Consider the following 19,405-nt stretch of genomic DNA (forward strand, 5'->3'; position numbering starts at 1 on the left):
CCCAGCTCATGCGCGTTCTCTGCACCACGCTCGGCAGTCCGTCCCACGGGCGCGCCCAGTTGCCCCTGCTGCGCGCCCTCGCCGAGGCCGGGCACCAGGTGCTGGTGGTCACCACCGACGCCCTCGCGCCCGTCTTCCGTGACGACGACGTGACGGTGAACGCCGTCTTACCGCGGTTCGACCCGCTCGCCATGATCAGCCCGTACGCCGCCGAACTCCCGGACACCATCGACCTGACCGAGCCGGCGCCGGCGCTGTCCCGGTTGCTGATGCGGGCCCTGGCCGGGCCGGGTGTCAAGCCGCACCTGGACATCCTCCTCCCCCTCGCCCGGGAGTTCCGCCCCGACCTGATCCTGCGGGACGGCATGGACATGAGCGCGGTACTCACCGCCGAACTCCTGGGTGTGCCGCAGCTGCCGACGCCCTCCGGGTTCAGCAACATCATGGACCCCTCCGAGGTGCTGCCGCTGCTCAACGAGCGGCGGCAGGAGCTGGGGCTGCCGGAGCGGGACGATCCGCTGTCCGTCGTACCGCACGGTCGCGTCGACTACGTACCACCCGCCTTCTCCTTCTCCCGGCACCTGCCGCCGGCCTGGTCGTACCGGCAGACGGTGGACGTCGAGCGGCGCGGGGTGCTGCCGCGGTGGGCCGCGGAACTGCCCACGGACCGGCCCCTGGTGTACGCCGCGATCGGCACCGCCCTGCCGACGTTCCAGGAGCACACGGCGGACCGGACCGCCCCGTCGCCGGTGAAGATGCCGGACACCGCCGAGAGCCTGCGCGCGATCGCGGGGGCGGCGGCCGAACTGGGCGACTGCACGGTTGTCGTGTCGACCTCCGGCATCCCCCTGGACACCGGCGGGCTGCCCGGGCACGTGCACGTCACCGAACGCGTACCGCAGCCGCTGCTGCTGGAGTCGGTGGACCTGTTCGTCACCCACGGCGGGTTCAACAGCATCCGCGAGGCCCTGCGCACCGGCACGCCGGTGGCGGTCCTGCCGCACTTCGGCGATCAGCACGCCAACGCGGAGCGCGTGGAGGAACTGGGTGTGGGCCGCCGCATCACCGACCGCAGCGCGCGGGGCATCGCCGGCGTGTGCCGCGAGCTGCTCGCCGACCCCGCGCCCCGGGCCCGGGCCCGGGCGGCCCAGCTGGAGATGCTGACACTGCCGGACGTCGGGCAGGCGGTCACCGACCTGGGCGGCATCGCCGGATAGTCCCCGGGCTCCCCGGTGCACGGGGGGCCGTACCCGCAAGACGGGCACGGCCCCCTGACACCGGTCGCCCTCTCCCCCCCNNNNCCCCCGGCAAGACCCCAAGGCCCCCACCTCTAGGACGACATGTGACCTCCTCCGACACCCGGCGCCAGGGCGCCGCCGGGGACGCGCCCGTGCGGCTCAGCCACCGGCAGATCACCACGGTCATGTCCGGTCTGGTCCTCGGCATGTTCCTGGGGGCGCTGGACCAGACGGTGGTCGCGTCCGCGCTGCGCACCATCGCCGACGACCTGCACGGGCTGACGGCCCAGGCGTGGGTGACCACCGCCTACCTCATCACCGCCACCATCGCGACACCGCTGTACGGCAAACTCTCCGACCTCCACGGCCGCCGGCCCGTCTACCTCGCCGCGATCGGTCTGTTCACGGCCGGCTCCCTGCTGTGCGGATGCGCCACGTCGATCTACGAACTCGCGGCGTTCCGCGCCGTGCAGGGGCTCGGCGGCGGCGGGCTGATGTCGTTGGCGATGACGATCGTCGCCGACATCACCACCCCTCGGGAACGAGGCCGCTACCAGGGCTACTTCATGGCCGTGTTCGGCGGCGCCAGCATCGTCGGGCCGCTGGCGGGCGGGGCCCTCGCGGACCGGGACACGCTGCTCGGCATCGACGGCTGGCGCTGGATCTTCCTGGCCAACGTGCCGCTCGCCGCGGTGGCCGCCGTGGCGATCGTCCGCGTTCTGCGGTTCCCGCACCGACGGGTACGGCACCGGCTCGACTACCCCGGAGCGCTGGCCCTGGCCGTCGGCATCATCCCGCTGCTGACCGTCGCCGAGCAGGGCCGCACCTGGGGGTGGGGCTCACCCCGGGCACTGCTGATGTACGCCGTCGGTGTGCTGGGGCTCGTCGTCTTCGTACTGGTGGAACGGCGCAAGGGTGACACCGCGCTGCTGCCGCCGCGGCTGTTCCGCATCCGCGCCTTCCGGCTGGGCGTCACCCTGCACTTCGTCGTGGGGATCGGCATGTTCGGTGCGATGACGACACTGCCGCTGTACCTCCAGATCGTGCGCGGCATGAGCCCGATGACGGCGGGGCTCGCCACCCTTCCCACCGTGGCCGCGAACCTCGCCGTGACGCTGCTGGTGGGTCGGCTGATCGCGCGGACCGGCCGGTTCAAGGTGCATCTCGTCGCGGGTGTCGGCTCGCTGACCGCCGCGATGCTCGTCTTCGCCACCCTGCGGGTGGACAGCCCGCTGTGGTACGCCGCGCTCGGCATGGCGCTGATGGGCGCGGGGCTCGGTGCGTCGATGCAGACGCTCACCACGCTCGCGCAGTCGGAGGTGCCCCGTACGGAGATGGGCGCGGCGACGGCGTCGGTCAACTTCTTCCGGTCCAACGGCGGCACGGTCGGCACCGCCGCCTTCCTCTCCGTCCTGTTCTCCACGGCGGCCGGCCGGATATCCGAGCGGCTGGCCGAGGCCCGCCACGACCCCGCCTACCGCCGTCTGCTGGCCCGGCCCGACAACGCCCACGCCCTCGCGGGCGTCCTGCGTCCCGGTGGCGGTGTCGACCTGGAGGACTCGGCGTTCCTGCACTCCCTCGACCGGGGCGCGGCGCTGCCGTTCCTGGAGGGGTACGTCGCCTCGATGCGCGTCGTCTTCCTCACCGGTGCCGCGGTGGCCCTGGTCGCGTTCGTGATCGCGTCCTGGAGGGTTCCCGACCTGACGCTCTCCGACGAGTAGCCCGCGGGCGGCCGCCGTGGTGGCCCGACGGCGCGCTCTCGCCTGCCGGGTTCCGCGGCCGAAACGGCACATGCAGTGACGGCCGATCACTCCGCGAGGGGATGTGCGGCCGGAGTGCCGCGCCTACAGCCGGGCGACGAACGCGCCGATGTGCGCGGCGACCTGGTCGGGTGCCTCCAGCGGTGAGAGGTGCCCGGTGTCGGCGTCAGCCGGTGCCGCGGATCCGTCCCTCAGTCGCGGCTGAAGGAGTAGGCGCGCTCCACCCGGGCGATTTCCACGCTGTAGGAGGAGTACCAGCGGTCACGTCCGAGCCGCTGTGCTTCGAGATGTTCGGGGTGGGCCTTCCACGCCGCTATGGACGCCTCGTCCGCGTAGTAGATGACGACGAGGTCCCGGCCGTCCTCGTCCGTCAGCGACTCGCGGCCGAGATAGCCGGGCTGTGCCTCACCGAGTTCGGCCATGCGCCGGCTCATCGCCGTGTAGCCTTCGAGATCCGTGGAGGGCCGGGTGGTGATGATCACCGCGTAGTATGGCGGCTGGGGGCGGACGAACGAGGTGGTCATGCGAGGAGCCCTCCCTCGGTGAGGCGCACAGGACGCCAAGGCTACTGACAAGATCCTTCGGTGGCCACCGCCTCCCGACCCATCCGCTCTCCCGGGAAAGTCCCTGTTCATGAACGCCTCCGCCGCGCGCCCGTCCGTGCTCTTCGTCTGCGTCCACAACGCCGGCCGCTCCCAGATGGCGGCCGCGTTCCTCTCCCGCCTCGCCGGCGACCGCATCGAGGTCCGCTCGGCGGGCTCCGCCCCCGCCGACACCGTCAACCCCGCCGTGGTCGAAGCGATGAACGAGGCCGGCATCGACATCTCCGCCGAGACCCCGAAGATCCTCACCACCGAAGCCGTCCAGGCGTCCGACGTCGTCATCACCATGGGATGCGGCGACACGTGCCCGGTCTTCCCCGGCAAGCGCTACCTCGACTGGAAGCTCGACGACCCGGCCGGCCAGGGCGTCGACGCCGTGCGCCCGGTCCGCGACGAGATCAAGGCACGGGTGGAGGAGCTGATCACCGAGATCGCGCCTGCCTGAGGGACCACGGTCGGTGGGGACGGTGGTCCGGCGTCTGTACGCTGGGGCGCATGTCCACTGCCACGGTCCGCGTTCGTTTCGCCCCGTCCCCGACCGGCATGTTCCACGTCGGTGGCGCCCGGTCCGCTCTCTACAACTGGGCGGTGGCCCGACAGTCCGGCGGCACGTTCGTCCTGCGGATCGAGGACACCGACACGGCCCGGAACAAGCCGGAGTGGGTCGACGGCATCGTCAACGCGCTCGCGGCGATCGGGATCCACGAAGAGGACCCCGCCTTCGAAGGGCCGTACTTCCAGTCGCACAACGCCGGCCGGCACCAGGAGGCGGCCCGGCAGCTCTTCACGGCCGGCCGGGCGTACTACTGCGACTGCACACGGGACCAGCTGAAGGAGCGCACGGGATCCGAGCACCTCGGGTACGACGGGTACTGCCGCGACCGAGGGCTGGGCTACGAGGAGGGGCGGGCGCTGCGGTTCCGGACGCCGGACGAGGGCGAGACGGTCGTGGCCGACGTAGTCCGTGGTGAGCCGGCGTTCCCGAACAGCGCGATCGAGGACTTCGTGATCGCCCGTGGCGACGGGTCCCCGGTCTTCCTCATCGCCAACGTCGTGGACGACCTGGAAGAGGGCATCACGCACGTCATCCGCGGCGAGGAGCACCTGTCGAACACGCCGAAGCAGCAGTTGCTGTGGGAGGCGCTCGGTGCCGAGCCGCCGGTCTGGGCTCATCTGCCGGTGATCGTGAACGAGAAGCGGCAGAAGCTGTCCAAGCGCCGCGACAAGGTGGCGCTGGAGGACTACCTCGCCGAGGGCTTCCTGCCCGAGGCACTGGTGAACTACCTCATGCTCCTCGGCTGGGGCCCGGGTGACGACCGGGAGATCAGGCCGTACGAGGAACTGGAGCAGCTCTTCCGGATCGAGGCCGTCAACACCGCCCCCGCCTTCTTCGACGTGAAGAAACTGACGGCGTTCAACGGCGAGTACATCCGCGCCCTGTCGGCCGCCCAGTTCGCCGCCGCCTGCGTGCCGTGGCTCGTACCCCCGTACGCGCCCTGGCGGCCGGAGGCGTTCGACAGGGCCGTCTTCGAGGCAGCCGCGCCGCTGGCCCAGACCCGGCTGGCGCTGCTGTCCGAGATCACCGGCTACGTCGACTTCCTGTTCCTCGACGAGCCGGTCGAGGACGAGGCGTCCTGGAACAAGGCGATGAAGGCGGGGGCCCGCGACATCCTGTCCGACGCCCGCACCGGGCTGGCCGCTGTCAGGGAGTGGCAGGCCGAGGACCTGAAGGCCGTCCTGCTCGCCGTCGGAGAGAAGCACGGGCTGAAGCTGGGCAAGGCCCAGGCACCCGTCCGGGTCGCGGTCACCGGCCGGACGGTCGGACTCCCGCTGTTCGAGTCCATGGAACTGCTCGGCCGGGACCGCGTGCTGACCCGTCTGGACGCCGCGGCCGAGAAGCTGACCACGCCGGCATAGCCACTGTCAGCCGACCTGCACCCGCGTCGGCCAGGCCCCTGGATCGGCGGGCGGAACCCGTCGCGGTGCACGGCGGCGGCCGTTCAGGGTTTCGGGGGTGAGGCCCGTTCACGGTGACGTCTCGACGCCGCCGACGCTGATGTGGCCGCTCCGGTGGGTGCGGGCGGTGTTCCACCATGTGCCGGCCGTGCCGCGCCAGGAGCGGACGTACCGGTCGTCACCGTCGCGCACGACCCAGATGGTGGTCGGCGCCCGCAGTGTTCCGTCGTCGCGGCGGGGTGCGAGGCGCAGTTCGTCGGCGCCGGCGATCCGCGCCAGCGTCTCGGGGCTCCACGTGGTCATGGGCTGGTCTTCTTCCGGTGGTGGGGGCGGGTGCTCGGTGCCTCGTCGCTGAGTTGCTGCCTGGTGCCACGCGCGTGGCCGACGGGTCAGGACGCGGCCGTCACCCGGTCGACGGGCCGCCCGCGGGCGGCGGTGTGCTCGGCCTCCCGGGGGTGGGGGCGGACGGAGAGGGCGTAGACGGTCACTGCGAGGGCGGCGCAGGCGAGGGTGACCAGGCCGAGCGGGACGGCGGTGCCGGCGCCGCCGAGTCCGACGAGCGGCGCGGACAGCCCGCCGAACGCGAAGCGTGCCATGCCGAGCAGCGAGGACGCGGTACCCGCGATCCCGGGGTAGTGCGCGAGCGCGAGCGAGGTGGACGGCGGGGTGGTGGCGGCCACGCCGCTGACCATGGTGAGCAGGGACAGCACCATCGCGGCCAGCGGCAGGTGCAGCGCCGCGGTGACCAGGAGCCCGCCCGCGCCGAGCAGGGTCATCGCCAGGCCGAGGACGAGGGTGCCCTTCTCCGACCACCGCTCCGACAGGCGTCCCGCGATGAAGCCGAACACCATGAAACCCGCCGAGTTCAGTCCGAACGCGAAGGAATAGCCCTGCGGGGAGAGGCCGTAGATGCCCTGCAGGACGTAGGTGGCGCCGCTGAGGTAGGCGAACAGGGCCGCGTTGACGAAGCCGGTGATCAGGACGGCGCCGAGGAAGAGCCGGTCGGACAGGAGCCGTCGGACGTCTCGCCCGCTCCGGGCCGGCCCGCCACGCGTGCGCTCCCGCGGTGGCAGGGTCTCGCGGAAGACGGTGAGGCAGGCCAGGAGGATCACGGCGCCGAGCAGGGCGAGGAACAGGAAGATGCCGCGCCAGTCGGTGAAGGCGGCCAGTCGGCCGCCCGCGACCGGTCCGATGATCGCGGCCAGTCCGCCGATGACGGTCAGGCGGCCGTAGTAGCGGACCAGCTTGCCCCCGGAGTACAGGTCACGCCCGGCTGCCTGGGCGATCACGATGCCCACCGCTCCCGCCAGGCCCTGCACGAAGCGGGCGGCGACCAGCGACTCGACGTTCGGGCCGAAGGCGCACAGCGCGGAGGTGACGACGTAGGCGACGGCACCGGCCAGCAGGGGGCGGCGCCGGCCGAACCGGTCCGACAGCGGCCCCGCCACCACCTGCCCGAACGCCAGGCCGAGCAGACAGGCGGTGACCGTGAGCTGCGCCGACGACGTCGACGCGTGCAGCTCGCCGGTCAGCGCGGGCAGCACCGGCAGGTACAGGTCCATCGAGATCGGCCCGAAGACGGTCAGCAGGGCGAGAACGACGGCCAGGGCACGGCCGACCGTCCGCTCGCGCGGCACACTCGGGTTCACGGGGACGGTCACACAGCTCCGATCGAACAGGGGTGGGGAGACGGTGGGGAGACGGGGCCGGCGAGCGGGCGTACCGCTCTCGCCGGGGCCGGCGATCCACGGGCGGGGCGCCCGCCTGGGTGCGGACCGCCCTGGAGGCAGTACTGCTCGTCACCGTTCCGCGCCGGACGGAGGCGGTGAGCAGACGGTCGCCGGCGGCGGAGGGTGTCAGGCGATGGGCGGGGCGGCGGCGTACTCCTCATCGGTGACCGGGGTCAGCCAGTGCACGACGTCGTGGTCGGCATCGCTCTCGTTGACGGCCAGGTGGACCATCAGCCGGTTCGGCGCGGCGCCGTGCCAGTGCTCCTCGTCGGCCTCGAAGAGCACCCGGTCACCGGGCCGTATGACCTCGATCGGTCCGCCCCTGCGTTGGCACAGACCGATCCCCTCGGTGACGAAGACGGTCTGGCCGAGCGGGTGGCGGTGCCAGTGGGTGCGTGCGCCGGGCATGAAGTGCACCAGGTTGGCGGTGACCCGGGACGGCTCGGGCGCGGCGGCGACGGCGTCGATGTACACGTCTCCGGTGAACCAGTCGGCGGGCCCCTTGACGGTGTTGATCGAGCTCCGGGTGATCTGCAAGGTCGTTTCCTTCTTCGTGATCGTCATGCGTGCGCGGGCACGCCCGGGCCGCTCGCTCCCCGGCTCGCGGGGGCGACGGCGTGTCCCGGCCGGTCGCGCCGGGGGAACCGTGGGATCAGGGCTTGAGGAGGGTCTTGATGGCGCGGCGCTCGTCCATGGCCTTGTAGCCCTCGGCGACCTGCTCCAGGGGCAGGGTGAGGTCGAAGACCTTGCCGGGGTCGATACGGCCGGAAAGGACGCGCTCGATGAGGTCGGGCAGGTACCGGCGCACGGGGGCGGGGCCGCCGCGCAGGCCGACGTGGGAGAAGAACAGCTCCTGGCCGTCGATCCGCACCTCGTGGGGTACGCCGACGAAGCCGACGTTGCCGCCGGGGCGGGTGGAGTGCAGGGCCTGCTGCATGGCCTGGGCGGTGCCGACGCACTCCAGGACGGAGTCGGCGCCGATGCCGCCGGTCAGCTCCTTGACCCGGGCGATGCCCTCGTCGCCGCGCTCGGTGACGATGTCGGTGGCGCCGAACTCGCGGGCCAGTCGCTGGCGGGTCTCGTGGCGGCTCATGACGATGATCCGCTCCGCGCCCCTCTCCTTCGCGGCGATCACGGCGCACAGGCCGACCGCCCCGTCACCGACGACCACGGCGGTGGATCCGGGCCTGACCTCGGCGGCGTCGGCGGCGTACCAGCCGGTGCCCATCACATCGGAGACGGCCAGCAGGCCGGGCCAGAACTCCTCGCCGGGCACCTCGTCGGTGGCGACCAGCGTGCCCTGGGCGTTCGGGATACGGACGTAATCGGCCTGGCAGGTGCTCATGAACTCGCGGTTCAGGCAGTTGGACTGCCATCCGTTGCGACAGTTGGCGCACGTGTTGTCCGAGGTCGCGAAGGAGCCGACGACGAACTGGCCGGGCTTGACGGAGGTGACCTCCGCCCCGACCTCCTCGACGAAGCCGACGTACTCGTGGCCCATCGGGTGCGCCTCGTCGGTCGCGTCCAGGCCGCGCCAGGGCCACAGGTCGGAGCCGCAGACACAGGTGACGGCCGTACGGATGATCGCGTCCGTCGGCATCAGGATCTTCGGGTCGGCCAGGGTCTCGAAGCGCACATCGCCGGGGGCGTGGATCACTGCTCCGCGCATGGGGAAGTCCTTCCGGTTCGCTGGGGGCCGGGGTCTGGGGGGCGGCCCGGGCAGCTGGGTGTATGCAGGTAGGAGCCGGGGGGAAGGCAGGCTGCCGCTGTCCTTCGCACGCTGCCGGCCGGGTATCCCGCGGGGCGGCGGTGCCGCCTCGGGGAGTGCCTCTGCTCCAGGTAACCGCGCATCCCGGCGGCCAGCGAGTCACCAGCGAAAGGTGTACTGCCGGTACATCCCTCCGGGGGCGTGCAGGCCGTACGGTCGGAGGCATGGACAACCGTGAGGAGGTCCGCGAGTTCCTCACCTCGCGGCGAGCGAAGATCACCCCGGAGCAGGCCGGCCTGCCTGCCGGGTCCCGACGGCGCGTGCCGGGTCTGCGCAGGAGCGAGGTCGCCGCGCTGGCCGACATGAGCGTGGAGTACTACGCGAAACTGGAGCGGGGCAACCTGGCCGGCGCCTCCCCCGGCGTCCTCGAAGCCGTCGCCCGCGCCCTGCAACTGGACGACGCCGAACGCGCCCACCTGCTGCACCTGGCCCAGGCCGCCGACGGTTCCGACGCCCTCACCCGCCCCCGGCGCCGTCCCACCACCCGCCATTGGACCCCGCACCGCAGCCTGCAGTGGACCCTCGACGCCATCACAGCGGGGCCCGCGGTCGTGTGCAACGGCCGACTGGACATCCTGGCCGCCAACCCGCTCGCCCGCGCCTTCTACGCCGACCTGTTCGCCGGCGCGGACAACCAGCGGAACCTGGCCCGCTTCAACTTCCTCGACCCGGCCTCCCGCCGGTTCTACCCGGACTGGGAGCTGTTCGGGGACATGGCGGTGGCCATCTTGCGCCGTGAGGCCGGCCGCGACCCCCACGACAAGGACCTGCACGACCTCATCGGGGAGCTTTCCACCCGCAGCGCGGAGTTCCGCACCCGCTGGGGCGCCCACGACGTCCGCCGCCACGGCACCGGAACCAAGCGGTTCCACCACCCCGCGGTCGGCGACCTCACCCTCGCCTACGAGTCCCTGGACCTGGCCGCCGAACCCGGACTCCACATGACCGTCTACACCGCCGAGCCCGGCTCCCCGTCAGAGGAGGGACTGCGCCTGCTCGCCTCCCTGGCCGCCACCGAGAGCGCCGGCCGGGGAGCGCGGCACCCCGCCACCTGAGACCCCGGCGCGCCGGAGCGCGCCGGGGTGGGCTGGGTACCCGTCTCGGCTCGCGCAGCAGGTCCAGCCCGGCGGCCGCCTCCCGCGGGTCGGCGAGGAGGGCCCCGCCGATCGCCCCGCCTGCGACGACGGCACCACCCACCGGCAGGCGGCTTGGATTGCTATTCGGAGTCTGGGTGCATCTGCACCCACCGGCCGTTGATGAACTTCATCTCCACGCCGTAGTACGGCTGGGGCGGGATGACCGCCCCCTTGCCGCGGTGTGACGACGCCGACGCAGCGGGGCGACCGGCGGACGGCACCTTGGCGCCCCGCGACACCTTGGCGACCTGCGGCTTCTTGGCGGTCTGCGGCTTCTGGCCGGCTGAGGGCTTCTTGGCGACCGTGGCCTTCTTGGCGACCGTCGGCTTCTTTTTCGCATCGCGCTTGCGCAGCGCTTCGATCCTTCTCAGCAGTTCGGCGCGGCTGATGTCCTTCGGTGCCCGGATGAGACCGGACGACGGAGCCGCCGGGCGGGCCGACGGGCGAGCCGCAGGCGAGTGGCAGGCGCGGTGCACCGGACGTCCGTCCGCGGCGAGGACGAGCTTCTTCCTCGCCACCGGCTGGCGGCACACCGTGCAGCGCTTGAGCGCCGGCTTGGACATGGACGCGTCGGTCACGATCCCCCCGGGATGGCGGTGCCTTGAACGGGACAGCAGCATAGGCACGCCGATGACAACCGGGGAGACTTCGTGAGGAAACCGTTGTCCGGTCGTGAACTCGCCCGTTCACGAGGAGCGCTTGCCGAGAACTCCGACGAACGCCGAGGCCACGAGGGCGACAACGCGGTCGTCGTCGTGTGCCAGTTGGCGCAGGACCGCCAGCGCGGTGTCCCCCGGCAGCTCGACCAGCGCCTGGGTCAGGCGTATCCGCGTCGCGGAGTCCGCCGTGGACGCTGCGAGTTGCCCGACCAGTGCGGTCCTGATCCGGTCCGCACACCCCGGGTCCTGGGACAGCGTTCCCAGGACCTCCGCCGCGTCGACGTCGTGGGAACCCTCGGCCACCATGCCGACGAGGGTCGGCACGGCCGCGGTCACGCCGCGCCTGCCCAACGCCAGAGCGGCCTGCCCGCGCACCGCCGGGTCCGGGTCCCCGAGTGCGTCCGCGAGCACCGCGGTCGCTCCCGGGGTATCGGCCATCCCGGCGATCGCCAGCACCGCCCGCCGCCGGACGCCGACGTCCTCCGACGTCATGCCGGCGGCCAGTGCCGCCACGCTGTCGCCGTCCGACCGGGCGAGCGCCCAGCGCAGCGCGCCCGCGACATGGGGATCGGATTCCGACAGGACCGCCTGGGCCAGCAGCTCGGCGGGAACCGGCACGCCCTCCGGCCGGGCCAGGACGGCCTGCTGTCTGCGCGCGGGGCTGGTCGAGTTGAGCCCCTGCATGAGTTCGACGATGCGCAGAACGTCCTGCCAGCCGGTGGGCTCCGACGCATCGACGGCGCGGAGCCGCTCCAGCAGCTCCTGTTCCCGCCGCAAGCGGTCTTCCGTCCACCGGATGAGGTCGCCGACCAGGGCCGACGGTGTGAAGGCCGGGTCCTGGAGCGCACGCCCGATCTGCTTGAGGGAGAGCCCGAGGGACCGCAGGCTCTCCACGTGGAAGATCCTGCGGACGTCCTCGGCGGAGTACTCGCGGTAGCCGCCGACGGTACGGCCCGTCGGTCGCACCAGTCCCAGGGCGTCGTAGTGCCGGAGCATCCGGGTGCTCACCCCGGAGTGACGGGCCACCTCACCGATCAGCAATCCGCAGCCTCCGTGGCGTTCGCGGCGTCCTCCGTGACGTTCGCGGCGTTCGTGGTCCCGGCGGATCCCGGCGCGGCCGAGGCGGCGGCAGCGGCTCCTTCCGGGCCCAGTACGACGACTCGCTTCGCCTCCTCGACAGCCGCGTCGAAACCGGTCTCCGGGTTCTGCCGGAGCAGCTCGGTGGCACGAGCGTGCGAGGCCACCGCCGGGTCGGGATGCGCCGCCGCCTTCCGCACGGCGGGCTTGATCACGTCGCCCAGGTCCACGAGGGCCCGGCTCAGGCTCAGCCGCGTCTCGCGGTCGCCGCGCCCGAGTTGCGGGACCAGTTCACCGACCAGGTCCTCCTTCTCGTCGTCCGGCACGAGGGCGACCGCGACGCGCCATGCGGTCCGCGCGACCTCGTCGTCGCTGTCGCGCAGCAGGTCGCGCGTGATCCAGGCCCACGCCCTCCTGTCGCCGATCTTGGAGAGCGTGTGCAACGCCTGGCTGCGGGCCTGAGCGCGCTCGGAGTCGAGTTCCCGGCGGATCCTGGGCAGGGTGAGCTCCGGCGAGAGGCGGGTCAGCGCCCAGGACAGCATGTCCCGAACGAAGAAGTCCGGCTCGACCGCGCACCGTTCGACGAGGGTCTCCAGGAAGCCGGGGTGCGGGTCCGAGCCGGCCGCGAGGGCCGCCTGTAGCCGGACCGACGAGTCCTTCGCGCTGAGGGCGTGGGTTGTGCGGGTGTTCCGCGGGGTTCCGTCAGTCGTGTTGATCGGGACCACCTCCTGCACCCAGGGCACACCTTATCAACGTGTCAAGGTCAAGCCCGGTCCCGAACGGTCGCCGAGGGGCGTCGGTGCACCGCGTGGACTCCGGCCCGCTCCACCGGACCGTGACGGCGGCGCCGAAGCCTCGATGTCCGCCGCGCGGGCCGCCCGGTACGCGCCCTCGGGCGCAGTGCGGCCCGACGACGCGTCAGCCGGTGAGGGTGCGGTCGAGGAGGGGGAGCAGGCGGTCCCAGTGGAGCTGGAGCGCGGCGGGGTCGAAGGCGTCGGTGTCGGCCATGGTGAAGCCGTGGACGGTGCCGGGGTAGATCTCGGAGGTGTAGTCGACACCCGCGGTGTCCAGGGCCCTGTTGAGCCGGCCGAGGGCCTCGGGCGTCATGTCGGTTTCGGCGTGGCCGAGGTGGACGCGGGCGGTGAGCCCGGAGAGGAGGCGGTGGGTGCCGTCGGGCTCGTCGGCGCCCACGGGGCCGTGGAACCCGGCGACGGCGGCCACCTGGCCGGGGTGGGCCGCGGCGGTGCGCATCGCCAGGAGGCCGCCTATGCAGTAGCCCGTCACCGCGACCGGTCCGGGGCTGACCTCGGGCCGGGTGGTGAGGAAGCGGAGGTAGGCCTCGGCGTCACGCAGGACGCGTTCGGTGGTGTGCGCCTCGATCAGGGGCATCAGCTGGGCGAAGACGGCGGGCCTGTCCTCCTCTCCGATGTGGTCGGGGATTTCGATCACCGGCGCCGGGCCGTGCCGGTAGAAGAGGTTGGGCACGAGCACGTAGTACCCGTGCCCGGCCAGTTCGCGGGCCAGTTCCCGCAGTACGGGCCTGATGCCGAAGCCGTCCGCGTACATCAGCACCCCGGGGTGCCGCTCGTCGTGGTCGGGGAACGCGGCGAAGGCGTCCGCCCGGCCGTCCGCGGTGGGGATCAGCAGCGTCGTGGTGTGCATGAACTCTCCTGTCGTGGTTGATGTGTTCAGCCTGTGATCAACACGACGGAGGCGGATCCCGCGCGGCGGCGGCGCGGGATCCTCTGTCGGACACCGGGCCCCCGGGGGCCCGTACGGCGCTCAGGAGAGCACCGGGTCACCGATCCGTGTGTGGCGCAATGCCGTCCCGGTCGTCATCCCCCCAACCTAGTCCCTCGAAAGGCTCGTCGCTGTCCCCTCACCGCGCCCGCGGCCCGACCGGGTCGCGGGGCAGGAGTACGGCAGAAGTGCGACAGGAGTGCGGCGGTGGCCGCCAGTCAGGCGGCGAAGACCTGCGAGTCGTCGGCGAACGCCTTGAACTCCAGGGCGTTGCCCGCCGGGTCGAGGAGGAACATCGTCCACTGCTCGCCCGTCCGGCCCTCGAAACGGACATGGGGCTCGATGACGAACTCGGTGCCCGCTGCGCGCAGCCGGTCGGCGAGCCTGTGGAACTCGGCGATCGTGAGGATCAGCCCGAAGTGCGGCACGGGGACGTCGTGTCCGTCGACCGGGTTGTGTACGCGCGGGCCGCGCTCGGGGGCGAGGTGCGTGACGAACTGGTGGCCGCGCAGGTTCCAGTCCACCCACGTGTCCGCGCTGCGGCCCTGCTCCAGGCCCAGTACATCGCCGTAGAACCGGCGGGCGGCTGCCAGGTCGTCGACCGGCACGGCCAGGTGGAAGCGCGGGATCGGCGAGTCGAGAACGGTCATGGCAACTGCCTTCCTGGTGGCAGGCGAAGAGGTCGTGGTCCCCGCCCCCGCCGTTTGTCCTAATGTTGACATTCCGACAACGAAGTGAATGTTAACGTCGGCTCATCGGGGAGGTGGGCAGGTTGAGCGAACGGGGTCGTGTGGCTCCGGCCCGGCGCCGTGGTCTGGCCGAGGAGGTCGCGGACCGCATCCGGGAGGCCGTGTTCGACGGGACGTACGCCCCCGGCGCGCAGCTGCGCGAGGTGGAGTTGTCCGGTGACATGGACGTCAGCCGGGGCCCGGTCCGCGAGGCTCTCCGCCTGCTGGAACGCGAGGGCTTGGTCCACTGCGCCTGGCACCGGGGTACGACGGTGACCACGCTGTCGGCGACGGACGTGGACGAACTGGACAGTCTCCGCAGCGCGTTGGAGGACCTGGCGGTCCGTCTGGTCGTCGCACGGGCCTCGGACGAGGATCTCGCCTCGCTGGCGAAGGCGGCCGGGATGATGGAGCGGGCCGTGGACGCGCACGAGATGGTGCGCTGCGACATCGCCTTCCACGACGCGGTGTTCGCCGCCACCGGCCACCAGCGCCTCACCGACGCGTGGAACGGCATCCGGTGTCAGGTCCACCTGTTCCTGCTGACCCGGATCGGGCACAGTACCGGGGACTACCTGGAGCGCATTCCGAGCGAGCACCGGGAGCTCGTCGCCGCGTTGCGCGCCCGCGACGCCGGCGCCGCGCTCGACCTCTTCGCCGTACACCGACGCCACGCGGTGGACGTGGTCAGGGGCACGACACAGCCGGACTGAGCCCGCCACCACGGACGGCCGGGGCCCGAGAGGGCTTCGCACCGGCACCAAGGTCAACGGCGGCGAGAACATCGTCGTCGGCACCAGCGCCCCGCAGAGGTGTGGAGGACCTCTCGGCCGTAAGCCGTACGACGCGCAGGCGCGAGCGGTGGACGGCGTTCAGAACGTCCACCGGGTGTGCGTGTACACCCCGCCGTTGCGGCCGAAGCCGTACGCCGTGGCCGGGGCCACCGCGAACACCACCGCGTCCCCTCTCCGGAACGCGTCCCCGATGCCGTGGAACGTGCCCTCGGGGGACGTGATGTGCGGCCCGTACTTCGCCTCGTAGGCCGCGATCACCTCCTCCAGGACCACCGGGTCGGCGACGGGTTCCGCCGTGCCCTCGACCACCAGATCGAGCCCTGCGGTGAGCGCGTTTCCCCCGGTGGTCAGCGCGCACTGCGCGTGGTGGGCGAGGTTCCTCGCCTTCTGCTCACCCGGGCCGGTGGCGAAGTACAGCACCTCGTCGTGCCAGGCGGCGATGACCGGGGTGACATGCAGCCGGCCGTCCGGCCGCACCGTGGAGACCCAGAAGATCTCGGCTGCCTCCAGCTGTCGCCGGGCCTCGGCCCACTCGGTGGCGGTGGCGTCCGCGGCGCCCGGGCGGGGGTTGGTCGCGGAGCTGTAGCGGGCGTCGAACTCGGTCGTGGGCCGAGTCGCGGGGCCTTGTGCCGCCATAGCGGATCTCCCTCTCTTCCTGCAGTGACCTCCGGCCCCCTCCGACATCATCACTCCACGGCCCGACACGCTCACATCGTCTGACGGGTGCTCCACTCCGGCTGAGGGAGCCGGGGACATCGGTGGGGACCGGGCTCCGGTGTCACACTGCGTGACGCGATCACCCCCTGCGGTCGGTGGCCGGCAGAGGAGTCTGCCGCGTGAGCCGCACGGCGGAGCGGCAGCGATCCGCCGCTCACGGTCAGGCGCATACTTTCTGTGAGGACACCCGGCGCCGGGACGGGAGCCGCATGTGATCACACCGCAGATCGACTACCGGGCGCTGTTCGCCGTGACGCCCAGCCCCTACCTGGTCCTCGACCCCCACCTGGTGGTCGCCGAGGTCAACGAGGCGTACCTGCACGCGACGGGCCGCAGCCGCGACGAACTGATCGGCCGGTACATCTTCGACGTCCACCCCGACAACCCGGCGGACCCCGGAGCCGACGGTGTCCGCAACCTGACCGCCTCCCTGCAACGGGTCCTGCACTCGAAGAAGCCCGACACGATGGCGGTGCAGAAGTACGACGTCCCGGTCACCGGCCGTCCCGGAGTGTTCCGGGCCAAGTGGTGGTCGCCCATCAACACTCCCGTCCTGGGGCCCGACGGAAAGGTCGCGTGGATCATCCACCGGGTGGAGGACATGACCGAGTTCGTGCTGGCCCGCCCCGCGCACGCCGGACCGCAGGATTCCGGCTGTGGCAGGGCCACGGTGGAAGCCGAGCTGTACTCCCGCGCGCAGGAACTGCAGCACCTCAACGAGGAACTCCGCGAGGCACACAACCGGGAGCGCCGCACCGCCCTCACCCTCCAGGAGGCCATGCTGCACTCCCCCGACCTGGCCGGGCACCAGGACATCGCCGTGCGCTACATGCCCGCCGCCCGCTCCCTCAACGTCTGCGGCGACTGGTACGACGTGGTGGACCTGGCCGAGGGCCGCTTCACCGTCGCGGTCGGTGACGTCGTCGGCCACGGCCTGGAGGCCGCCGCCGTCATGGGCATGCTCCGCAGCACCCTGTCCGCCGCCGTCCGCGCCCTCCACGAACCGGGCAAGGCGATGGACGTCGTGAGCCTGTACGCCCGGACCTGTGAGGGCGCTCTGGCCACGACCGCCGTCCAGGCCGTCGTCGACACCCGCCGCCGGCACATCACCTACACCAGCGCCGGCCACCTGCCGCCCGTCCTGTCCCGGCCGGACGGCACCACGGTCCTGCTCGACCAGGCCACCGATCCTCCCCTGGGCGTCCCCTTCGGCCACACCCCGCGCCCCGAGGCCGCGCTTCCCTACGCCCCGGACGACACCCTGGTGCTCTACACCGACGGGCTCGTGGAACGCCGCGACGAGGACATCGACGCGGGCCTGCACCGGCTCACGGGCACGCTCGCCCGCCATGCCCGTGCCGGCCCCGAACAACTGGCCGACACCCTGCTGACCCGCCTCGGCGTGGCGGACGGAGGACGGGACGACATCGCTTTGATCGTCGTCCGTCTCTAGACGGTGGCGGGTGCGTCCGTCTGCGGAGTCCGTGGACGACGGCGGTAGGTGCCGGGGTGCGGGGGGAAGCTGGTTCCGCGACACCCTCGGGGGTTTCCACAGGAACACGGCGGGCCTCCGCATCGTACTTCGCTAAGGTCGTCACACCCGCTTCGCCGACATCCTGACACCGCCGCCGTCCCGCCCACGGCCACCATCACGGCCACCGCCACGCCCACCGGGACGGCACCGGGACGGTCGGCCGTCGGACCGTGAGGAGTCCGCATGCGTGACTACGACTACGACCTCGGCGGCCACGGCCGGCGCGTGACGACGACGTCCCCCGAGGCACAGGCATGGTTCGACCGCGGCCTGACCTGGACGTACGCCTTCAACCACGAAGAGGCCGCCCGCTGCTTCGAGGCCGCTGCCGCGGCTGATCCCGGCTGCGCCATGGCCGAGTGGGGCCTGGCCTACGCCTTGGGACCGAACTACAACAAACCGTGGGAGTTCTTCGACGAGGACGACCTGGAACGGACGGTGGAGCGTGCGCACGCGGCCGTGCGGCGCGCGCGGGCGAAGGCGGCCGGTGCCACGCCGGTCGAGCAGGCGCTCATCGGTGCCCTGCAGGCCCGTTACCCCCGGGCCTCGGTGCCGGATGCCGGGGACTGCCCGGTGTGGAACACCGCCTACGCCGACAGCATGCGAGCCGTGTACCGCCTGGCCGGCGACGACCCGGACGTCGCCGCCCTGTACGCCGACGCGCTGATGAACCTCACTCCCTGGCAGCTGTGGGACATCCGCACCGGCCGGCCGGCCCGGGGCGCCCGCACCACCGAGGCCAGGACCGTACTCGAACGGGCGATCGCCACGGCGGCGGGCGAGCGGCACCCGGGGCTGTTGCACCTGTACATCCACCTGATGGAGATGTCCCCCACCCCCGAGGCCGCCCTGTCCGCCGGTGACCGGCTGCGCGACCTCGTACCGGACGCGGGTCACCTGCGGCACATGCCCTCGCACCTGGAGGTGCTCTGCGGCGACTACCGCCGTGTGGTCAGCGACAACACGGCGGCGATCGCGGCCGACGAGAAGTTCGCGGACCGGGCCGGCGCGATGAACTTCTACACCCTGTACCGGTGCCACAACCACCACTTCAAGATCTACGGCGCGATGTTCCTCGGCCGCTTCGAGGACGCGCTGGACGCGGCGGAACGGCTGGAGGCGGCCGTGCCCGAGGAACTGCTGCGCGTGGACAGTCCGCCCATGGCCGACTGGCTGGAGGGTTTCCTGGCGATGCGGGTGCACGTGCTCATCCGCTTCGGCCGCTGGGAGGACGTCCTGCGCCTCGCGCTGCCGGCCGACGCGGAGCTGTACTGCGTGACCACGGCGATGCTCCGGTACGCGCGCGGGGTCGCGCTCGCCGCGACGGGCCGGATCGGCGAGGCGGAGCGGGAACGCGAGCTGTTCCGGGAGGCGGCCGCCCGGGTCCCCGCGACCCGGATGCTGTTCAACAACACCTGTACGGACATCCTGGCGATCGCGGCGCACATGCTCGACGGCGAGCTGGAGTACCGCAAGGGTGCGTACGAGGCGGCGTTCGCGGCGCTGCGCCGGTCGATCGAGCTGGACGACGGTCTTCCGTACGACGAGCCCTGGGGGTGGATGCAGCCCACTCGCCACGCCTACGGCGCCCTGCTCCTCGAACAGGGCCTGGTCGAGCAGGCCGAGGACGTCTACCGCGCCGACCTCGGACTGGACGACACGCTGCCCCGCCCGCTGCAACACCCGGGCAACGTCTGGGCGTTGCACGGCCTGCACGAGTGCCTCGTACGGCTGGGCAGGCAGGCGGAGGCACGGCTCGTTGCCCAGCAGCTGAAGTTCGCCGCCGCGGTGGCGGACGTGGAGATCGAGGCGTCCTGCTTCTGCCGGCTGCAGACCTCCGGGCACTCGGCCGGGCAGGGCGGGTGCTGTGCCGGGGAGGGCTGAGGAGGTCGAGGCGATGTCGATGACCGGCTCCGCGTCGGCCGTGGGTTCCGGCTCGCCGCCGTCGATCGCGGGGCAGCGACAT

The 19,405-nt window shown here is 72.2% G+C and carries 19 protein-coding genes; 8 read left to right on the forward strand and 11 right to left on the reverse strand.

The window, feature by feature from the left end; genetic code table 11:
* The first annotated feature begins 8 nt into the window (after window positions 1–8).
* On the forward strand, window positions 9–1,217 hold the full coding sequence (locus tag IEZ20_RS24775) for a glycosyltransferase (RefSeq protein WP_189302463.1): 1,209 nt from the start codon (window positions 9–11) through the stop codon (window positions 1,215–1,217).
* A gap of 125 nt (window positions 1,218–1,342) precedes the next feature.
* Window positions 1,343–2,959 (forward strand): MDR family MFS transporter, encoded by a 1,617-nt coding sequence (locus IEZ20_RS24780; protein ID WP_189302466.1) that lies wholly within the window; start codon window positions 1,343–1,345, stop codon window positions 2,957–2,959.
* A 230-nt stretch (window positions 2,960–3,189) separates the two neighbouring features.
* Here IEZ20_RS24780 and IEZ20_RS24785 read toward each other — a convergent pair whose 3' ends face one another.
* Window positions 3,190–3,522: an antibiotic biosynthesis monooxygenase family protein gene (locus IEZ20_RS24785; RefSeq protein WP_189302468.1), complete on the reverse strand. Its 333-nt coding sequence runs from the start codon at window positions 3,520–3,522 to the stop codon at window positions 3,190–3,192.
* Window positions 3,523–3,631: 109 nt separating this feature from the next.
* Here IEZ20_RS24785 and IEZ20_RS24790 point away from each other — a divergent pair, with 109 nt between their 5' ends.
* Together IEZ20_RS24790 and gltX are read left to right on the forward strand one after the other, a co-directional pair.
* Entirely contained in the window at window positions 3,632–4,045 is a 414-nt protein-coding gene (locus tag IEZ20_RS24790) for an arsenate reductase ArsC (protein ID WP_189302470.1), read from the forward strand.
* 98 nt (window positions 4,046–4,143) lie between these two features.
* On the forward strand, window positions 4,144–5,517 hold the full coding sequence (gene gltX / locus IEZ20_RS24795; RefSeq protein WP_229896264.1) for a glutamate--tRNA ligase: 1,374 nt from the start codon (window positions 4,144–4,146) through the stop codon (window positions 5,515–5,517).
* A gap of 108 nt (window positions 5,518–5,625) precedes the next feature.
* Here gltX and IEZ20_RS24800 read toward each other — a convergent pair whose 3' ends face one another.
* The 4 genes from IEZ20_RS24800 to IEZ20_RS24815 form a co-directional block, all read right to left on the reverse strand.
* Complete coding sequence (locus IEZ20_RS24800) at window positions 5,626–5,859, reverse strand: DUF2255 family protein (RefSeq protein ID WP_189302474.1); 234 nt, start codon at window positions 5,857–5,859, stop codon at window positions 5,626–5,628.
* An 86-nt stretch (window positions 5,860–5,945) separates the two neighbouring features.
* Window positions 5,946–7,217 carry a multidrug effflux MFS transporter gene (locus tag IEZ20_RS24805; protein ID WP_189302476.1) on the reverse strand — a complete coding sequence of 424 codons (1,272 nt, stop codon included), beginning with the start codon at window positions 7,215–7,217 and terminating at the stop codon, window positions 5,946–5,948.
* Window positions 7,218–7,412: 195 nt separating this feature from the next.
* Entirely contained in the window at window positions 7,413–7,823 is a 411-nt protein-coding gene (locus IEZ20_RS24810; protein WP_189302478.1) for a (R)-mandelonitrile lyase, read from the reverse strand.
* A 115-nt stretch (window positions 7,824–7,938) separates the two neighbouring features.
* Window positions 7,939–8,955, reverse strand: a complete 1,017-nt coding sequence (locus tag IEZ20_RS24815; RefSeq protein WP_189302480.1) for a zinc-dependent alcohol dehydrogenase family protein — start codon at window positions 8,953–8,955, stop codon at window positions 7,939–7,941.
* Window positions 8,956–9,218: 263 nt separating this feature from the next.
* Between IEZ20_RS24815 and IEZ20_RS24820 the strand changes: the two genes are divergently transcribed.
* Complete coding sequence (locus IEZ20_RS24820; RefSeq protein WP_189302482.1) at window positions 9,219–10,109, forward strand: helix-turn-helix transcriptional regulator; 891 nt, start codon at window positions 9,219–9,221, stop codon at window positions 10,107–10,109.
* A gap of 161 nt (window positions 10,110–10,270) precedes the next feature.
* Here IEZ20_RS24820 and IEZ20_RS24825 read toward each other — a convergent pair whose 3' ends face one another.
* From IEZ20_RS24825 to IEZ20_RS24845, 5 genes are all read right to left on the reverse strand, one after another.
* Window positions 10,271–10,768 carry a hypothetical protein gene (locus tag IEZ20_RS24825; RefSeq protein WP_189302484.1) on the reverse strand — a complete coding sequence of 166 codons (498 nt, stop codon included), beginning with the start codon at window positions 10,766–10,768 and terminating at the stop codon, window positions 10,271–10,273.
* 108 nt (window positions 10,769–10,876) lie between these two features.
* Complete coding sequence (locus IEZ20_RS24830; protein ID WP_189302486.1) at window positions 10,877–11,890, reverse strand: HEAT repeat domain-containing protein; 1,014 nt, start codon at window positions 11,888–11,890, stop codon at window positions 10,877–10,879.
* Window positions 11,884–12,660 carry a HEAT repeat domain-containing protein gene (locus tag IEZ20_RS24835; RefSeq protein ID WP_189302488.1) on the reverse strand — a complete coding sequence of 259 codons (777 nt, stop codon included), beginning with the start codon at window positions 12,658–12,660 and terminating at the stop codon, window positions 11,884–11,886. Before IEZ20_RS24835 ends, IEZ20_RS24830 begins: the two co-directional genes overlap by 7 nt.
* A 184-nt stretch (window positions 12,661–12,844) precedes the next feature.
* Window positions 12,845–13,588 carry a dienelactone hydrolase family protein gene (locus IEZ20_RS24840; protein WP_189302490.1) on the reverse strand — a complete coding sequence of 248 codons (744 nt, stop codon included), beginning with the start codon at window positions 13,586–13,588 and terminating at the stop codon, window positions 12,845–12,847.
* Window positions 13,589–13,884: 296 nt separating this feature from the next.
* A complete protein-coding gene (locus IEZ20_RS24845) occupies window positions 13,885–14,316 on the reverse strand; it encodes a VOC family protein (protein WP_189302492.1) in 432 nt (143 codons plus the stop codon).
* Between the two features lie 140 nt (window positions 14,317–14,456).
* Between IEZ20_RS24845 and IEZ20_RS24850 the strand changes: the two genes are divergently transcribed.
* Window positions 14,457–15,107, forward strand: coding sequence for a GntR family transcriptional regulator (locus IEZ20_RS24850; RefSeq protein WP_189302728.1), 651 nt, complete (start codon window positions 14,457–14,459; stop codon window positions 15,105–15,107).
* Between the two features lie 159 nt (window positions 15,108–15,266).
* On the opposite strand, the gene IEZ20_RS24855 is transcribed toward IEZ20_RS24850, so the two are convergent.
* Window positions 15,267–15,824 (reverse strand): pyridoxamine 5'-phosphate oxidase family protein, encoded by a 558-nt coding sequence (locus IEZ20_RS24855; protein WP_189302494.1) that lies wholly within the window; start codon window positions 15,822–15,824, stop codon window positions 15,267–15,269.
* A 295-nt stretch (window positions 15,825–16,119) separates the two neighbouring features.
* On the opposite strand from IEZ20_RS24855, the gene IEZ20_RS24860 reads away from it, so the two are divergent.
* Together IEZ20_RS24860 and IEZ20_RS24865 are read left to right on the forward strand one after the other, a co-directional pair.
* On the forward strand, window positions 16,120–17,358 hold the full coding sequence (locus IEZ20_RS24860) for a PP2C family protein-serine/threonine phosphatase (protein WP_189302731.1): 1,239 nt from the start codon (window positions 16,120–16,122) through the stop codon (window positions 17,356–17,358).
* 264 nt (window positions 17,359–17,622) lie between these two features.
* Entirely contained in the window at window positions 17,623–19,323 is a 1,701-nt protein-coding gene (locus tag IEZ20_RS24865) for a tetratricopeptide repeat protein (protein WP_189302496.1), read from the forward strand.
* Window positions 19,324–19,405 lie beyond the last annotated feature (82 nt).

It is taken from the genome of Streptomyces cinerochromogenes, assembly GCF_014648635.1.
Lineage (GTDB): Bacteria > Actinomycetota > Actinomycetes > Streptomycetales > Streptomycetaceae > Streptomyces > Streptomyces cinerochromogenes.

What these genes read in the sequence shown, in the direction of transcription:
- gltX (WP_229896264.1), top strand. Translation starts at nt 4,144, where the DNA reads ATGTTCCACGTCGGTGGCGCCCGGTCCGCTCTCTACAACTGGGCGGTG.
- IEZ20_RS24785 (WP_189302468.1), bottom strand. Translation starts at nt 3,522, where the DNA reads ATGACCACCTCGTTCGTCCGCCCCCAGCCGCCATACTACGCGGTGATC.
- IEZ20_RS24820 (WP_189302482.1), top strand. Translation starts at nt 9,219, where the DNA reads ATGGACAACCGTGAGGAGGTCCGCGAGTTCCTCACCTCGCGGCGAGCG.
- IEZ20_RS24840 (WP_189302490.1), bottom strand. Translation starts at nt 13,588, where the DNA reads ATGCACACCACGACGCTGCTGATCCCCACCGCGGACGGCCGGGCGGAC.
- IEZ20_RS24815 (WP_189302480.1), bottom strand. Translation starts at nt 8,955, where the DNA reads ATGCGCGGAGCAGTGATCCACGCCCCCGGCGATGTGCGCTTCGAGACC.
- IEZ20_RS24790 (WP_189302470.1), top strand. Translation starts at nt 3,632, where the DNA reads ATGAACGCCTCCGCCGCGCGCCCGTCCGTGCTCTTCGTCTGCGTCCAC.
- IEZ20_RS24855 (WP_189302494.1), bottom strand. Translation starts at nt 15,824, where the DNA reads ATGGCGGCACAAGGCCCCGCGACTCGGCCCACGACCGAGTTCGACGCC.
- IEZ20_RS24800 (WP_189302474.1), bottom strand. Translation starts at nt 5,859, where the DNA reads ATGACCACGTGGAGCCCCGAGACGCTGGCGCGGATCGCCGGCGCCGAC.
- IEZ20_RS24775 (WP_189302463.1), top strand. Translation starts at nt 9, where the DNA reads ATGCGCGTTCTCTGCACCACGCTCGGCAGTCCGTCCCACGGGCGCGCC.
- IEZ20_RS24865 (WP_189302496.1), top strand. Translation starts at nt 17,623, where the DNA reads ATGCGTGACTACGACTACGACCTCGGCGGCCACGGCCGGCGCGTGACG.
- IEZ20_RS24845 (WP_189302492.1), bottom strand. Translation starts at nt 14,316, where the DNA reads ATGACCGTTCTCGACTCGCCGATCCCGCGCTTCCACCTGGCCGTGCCG.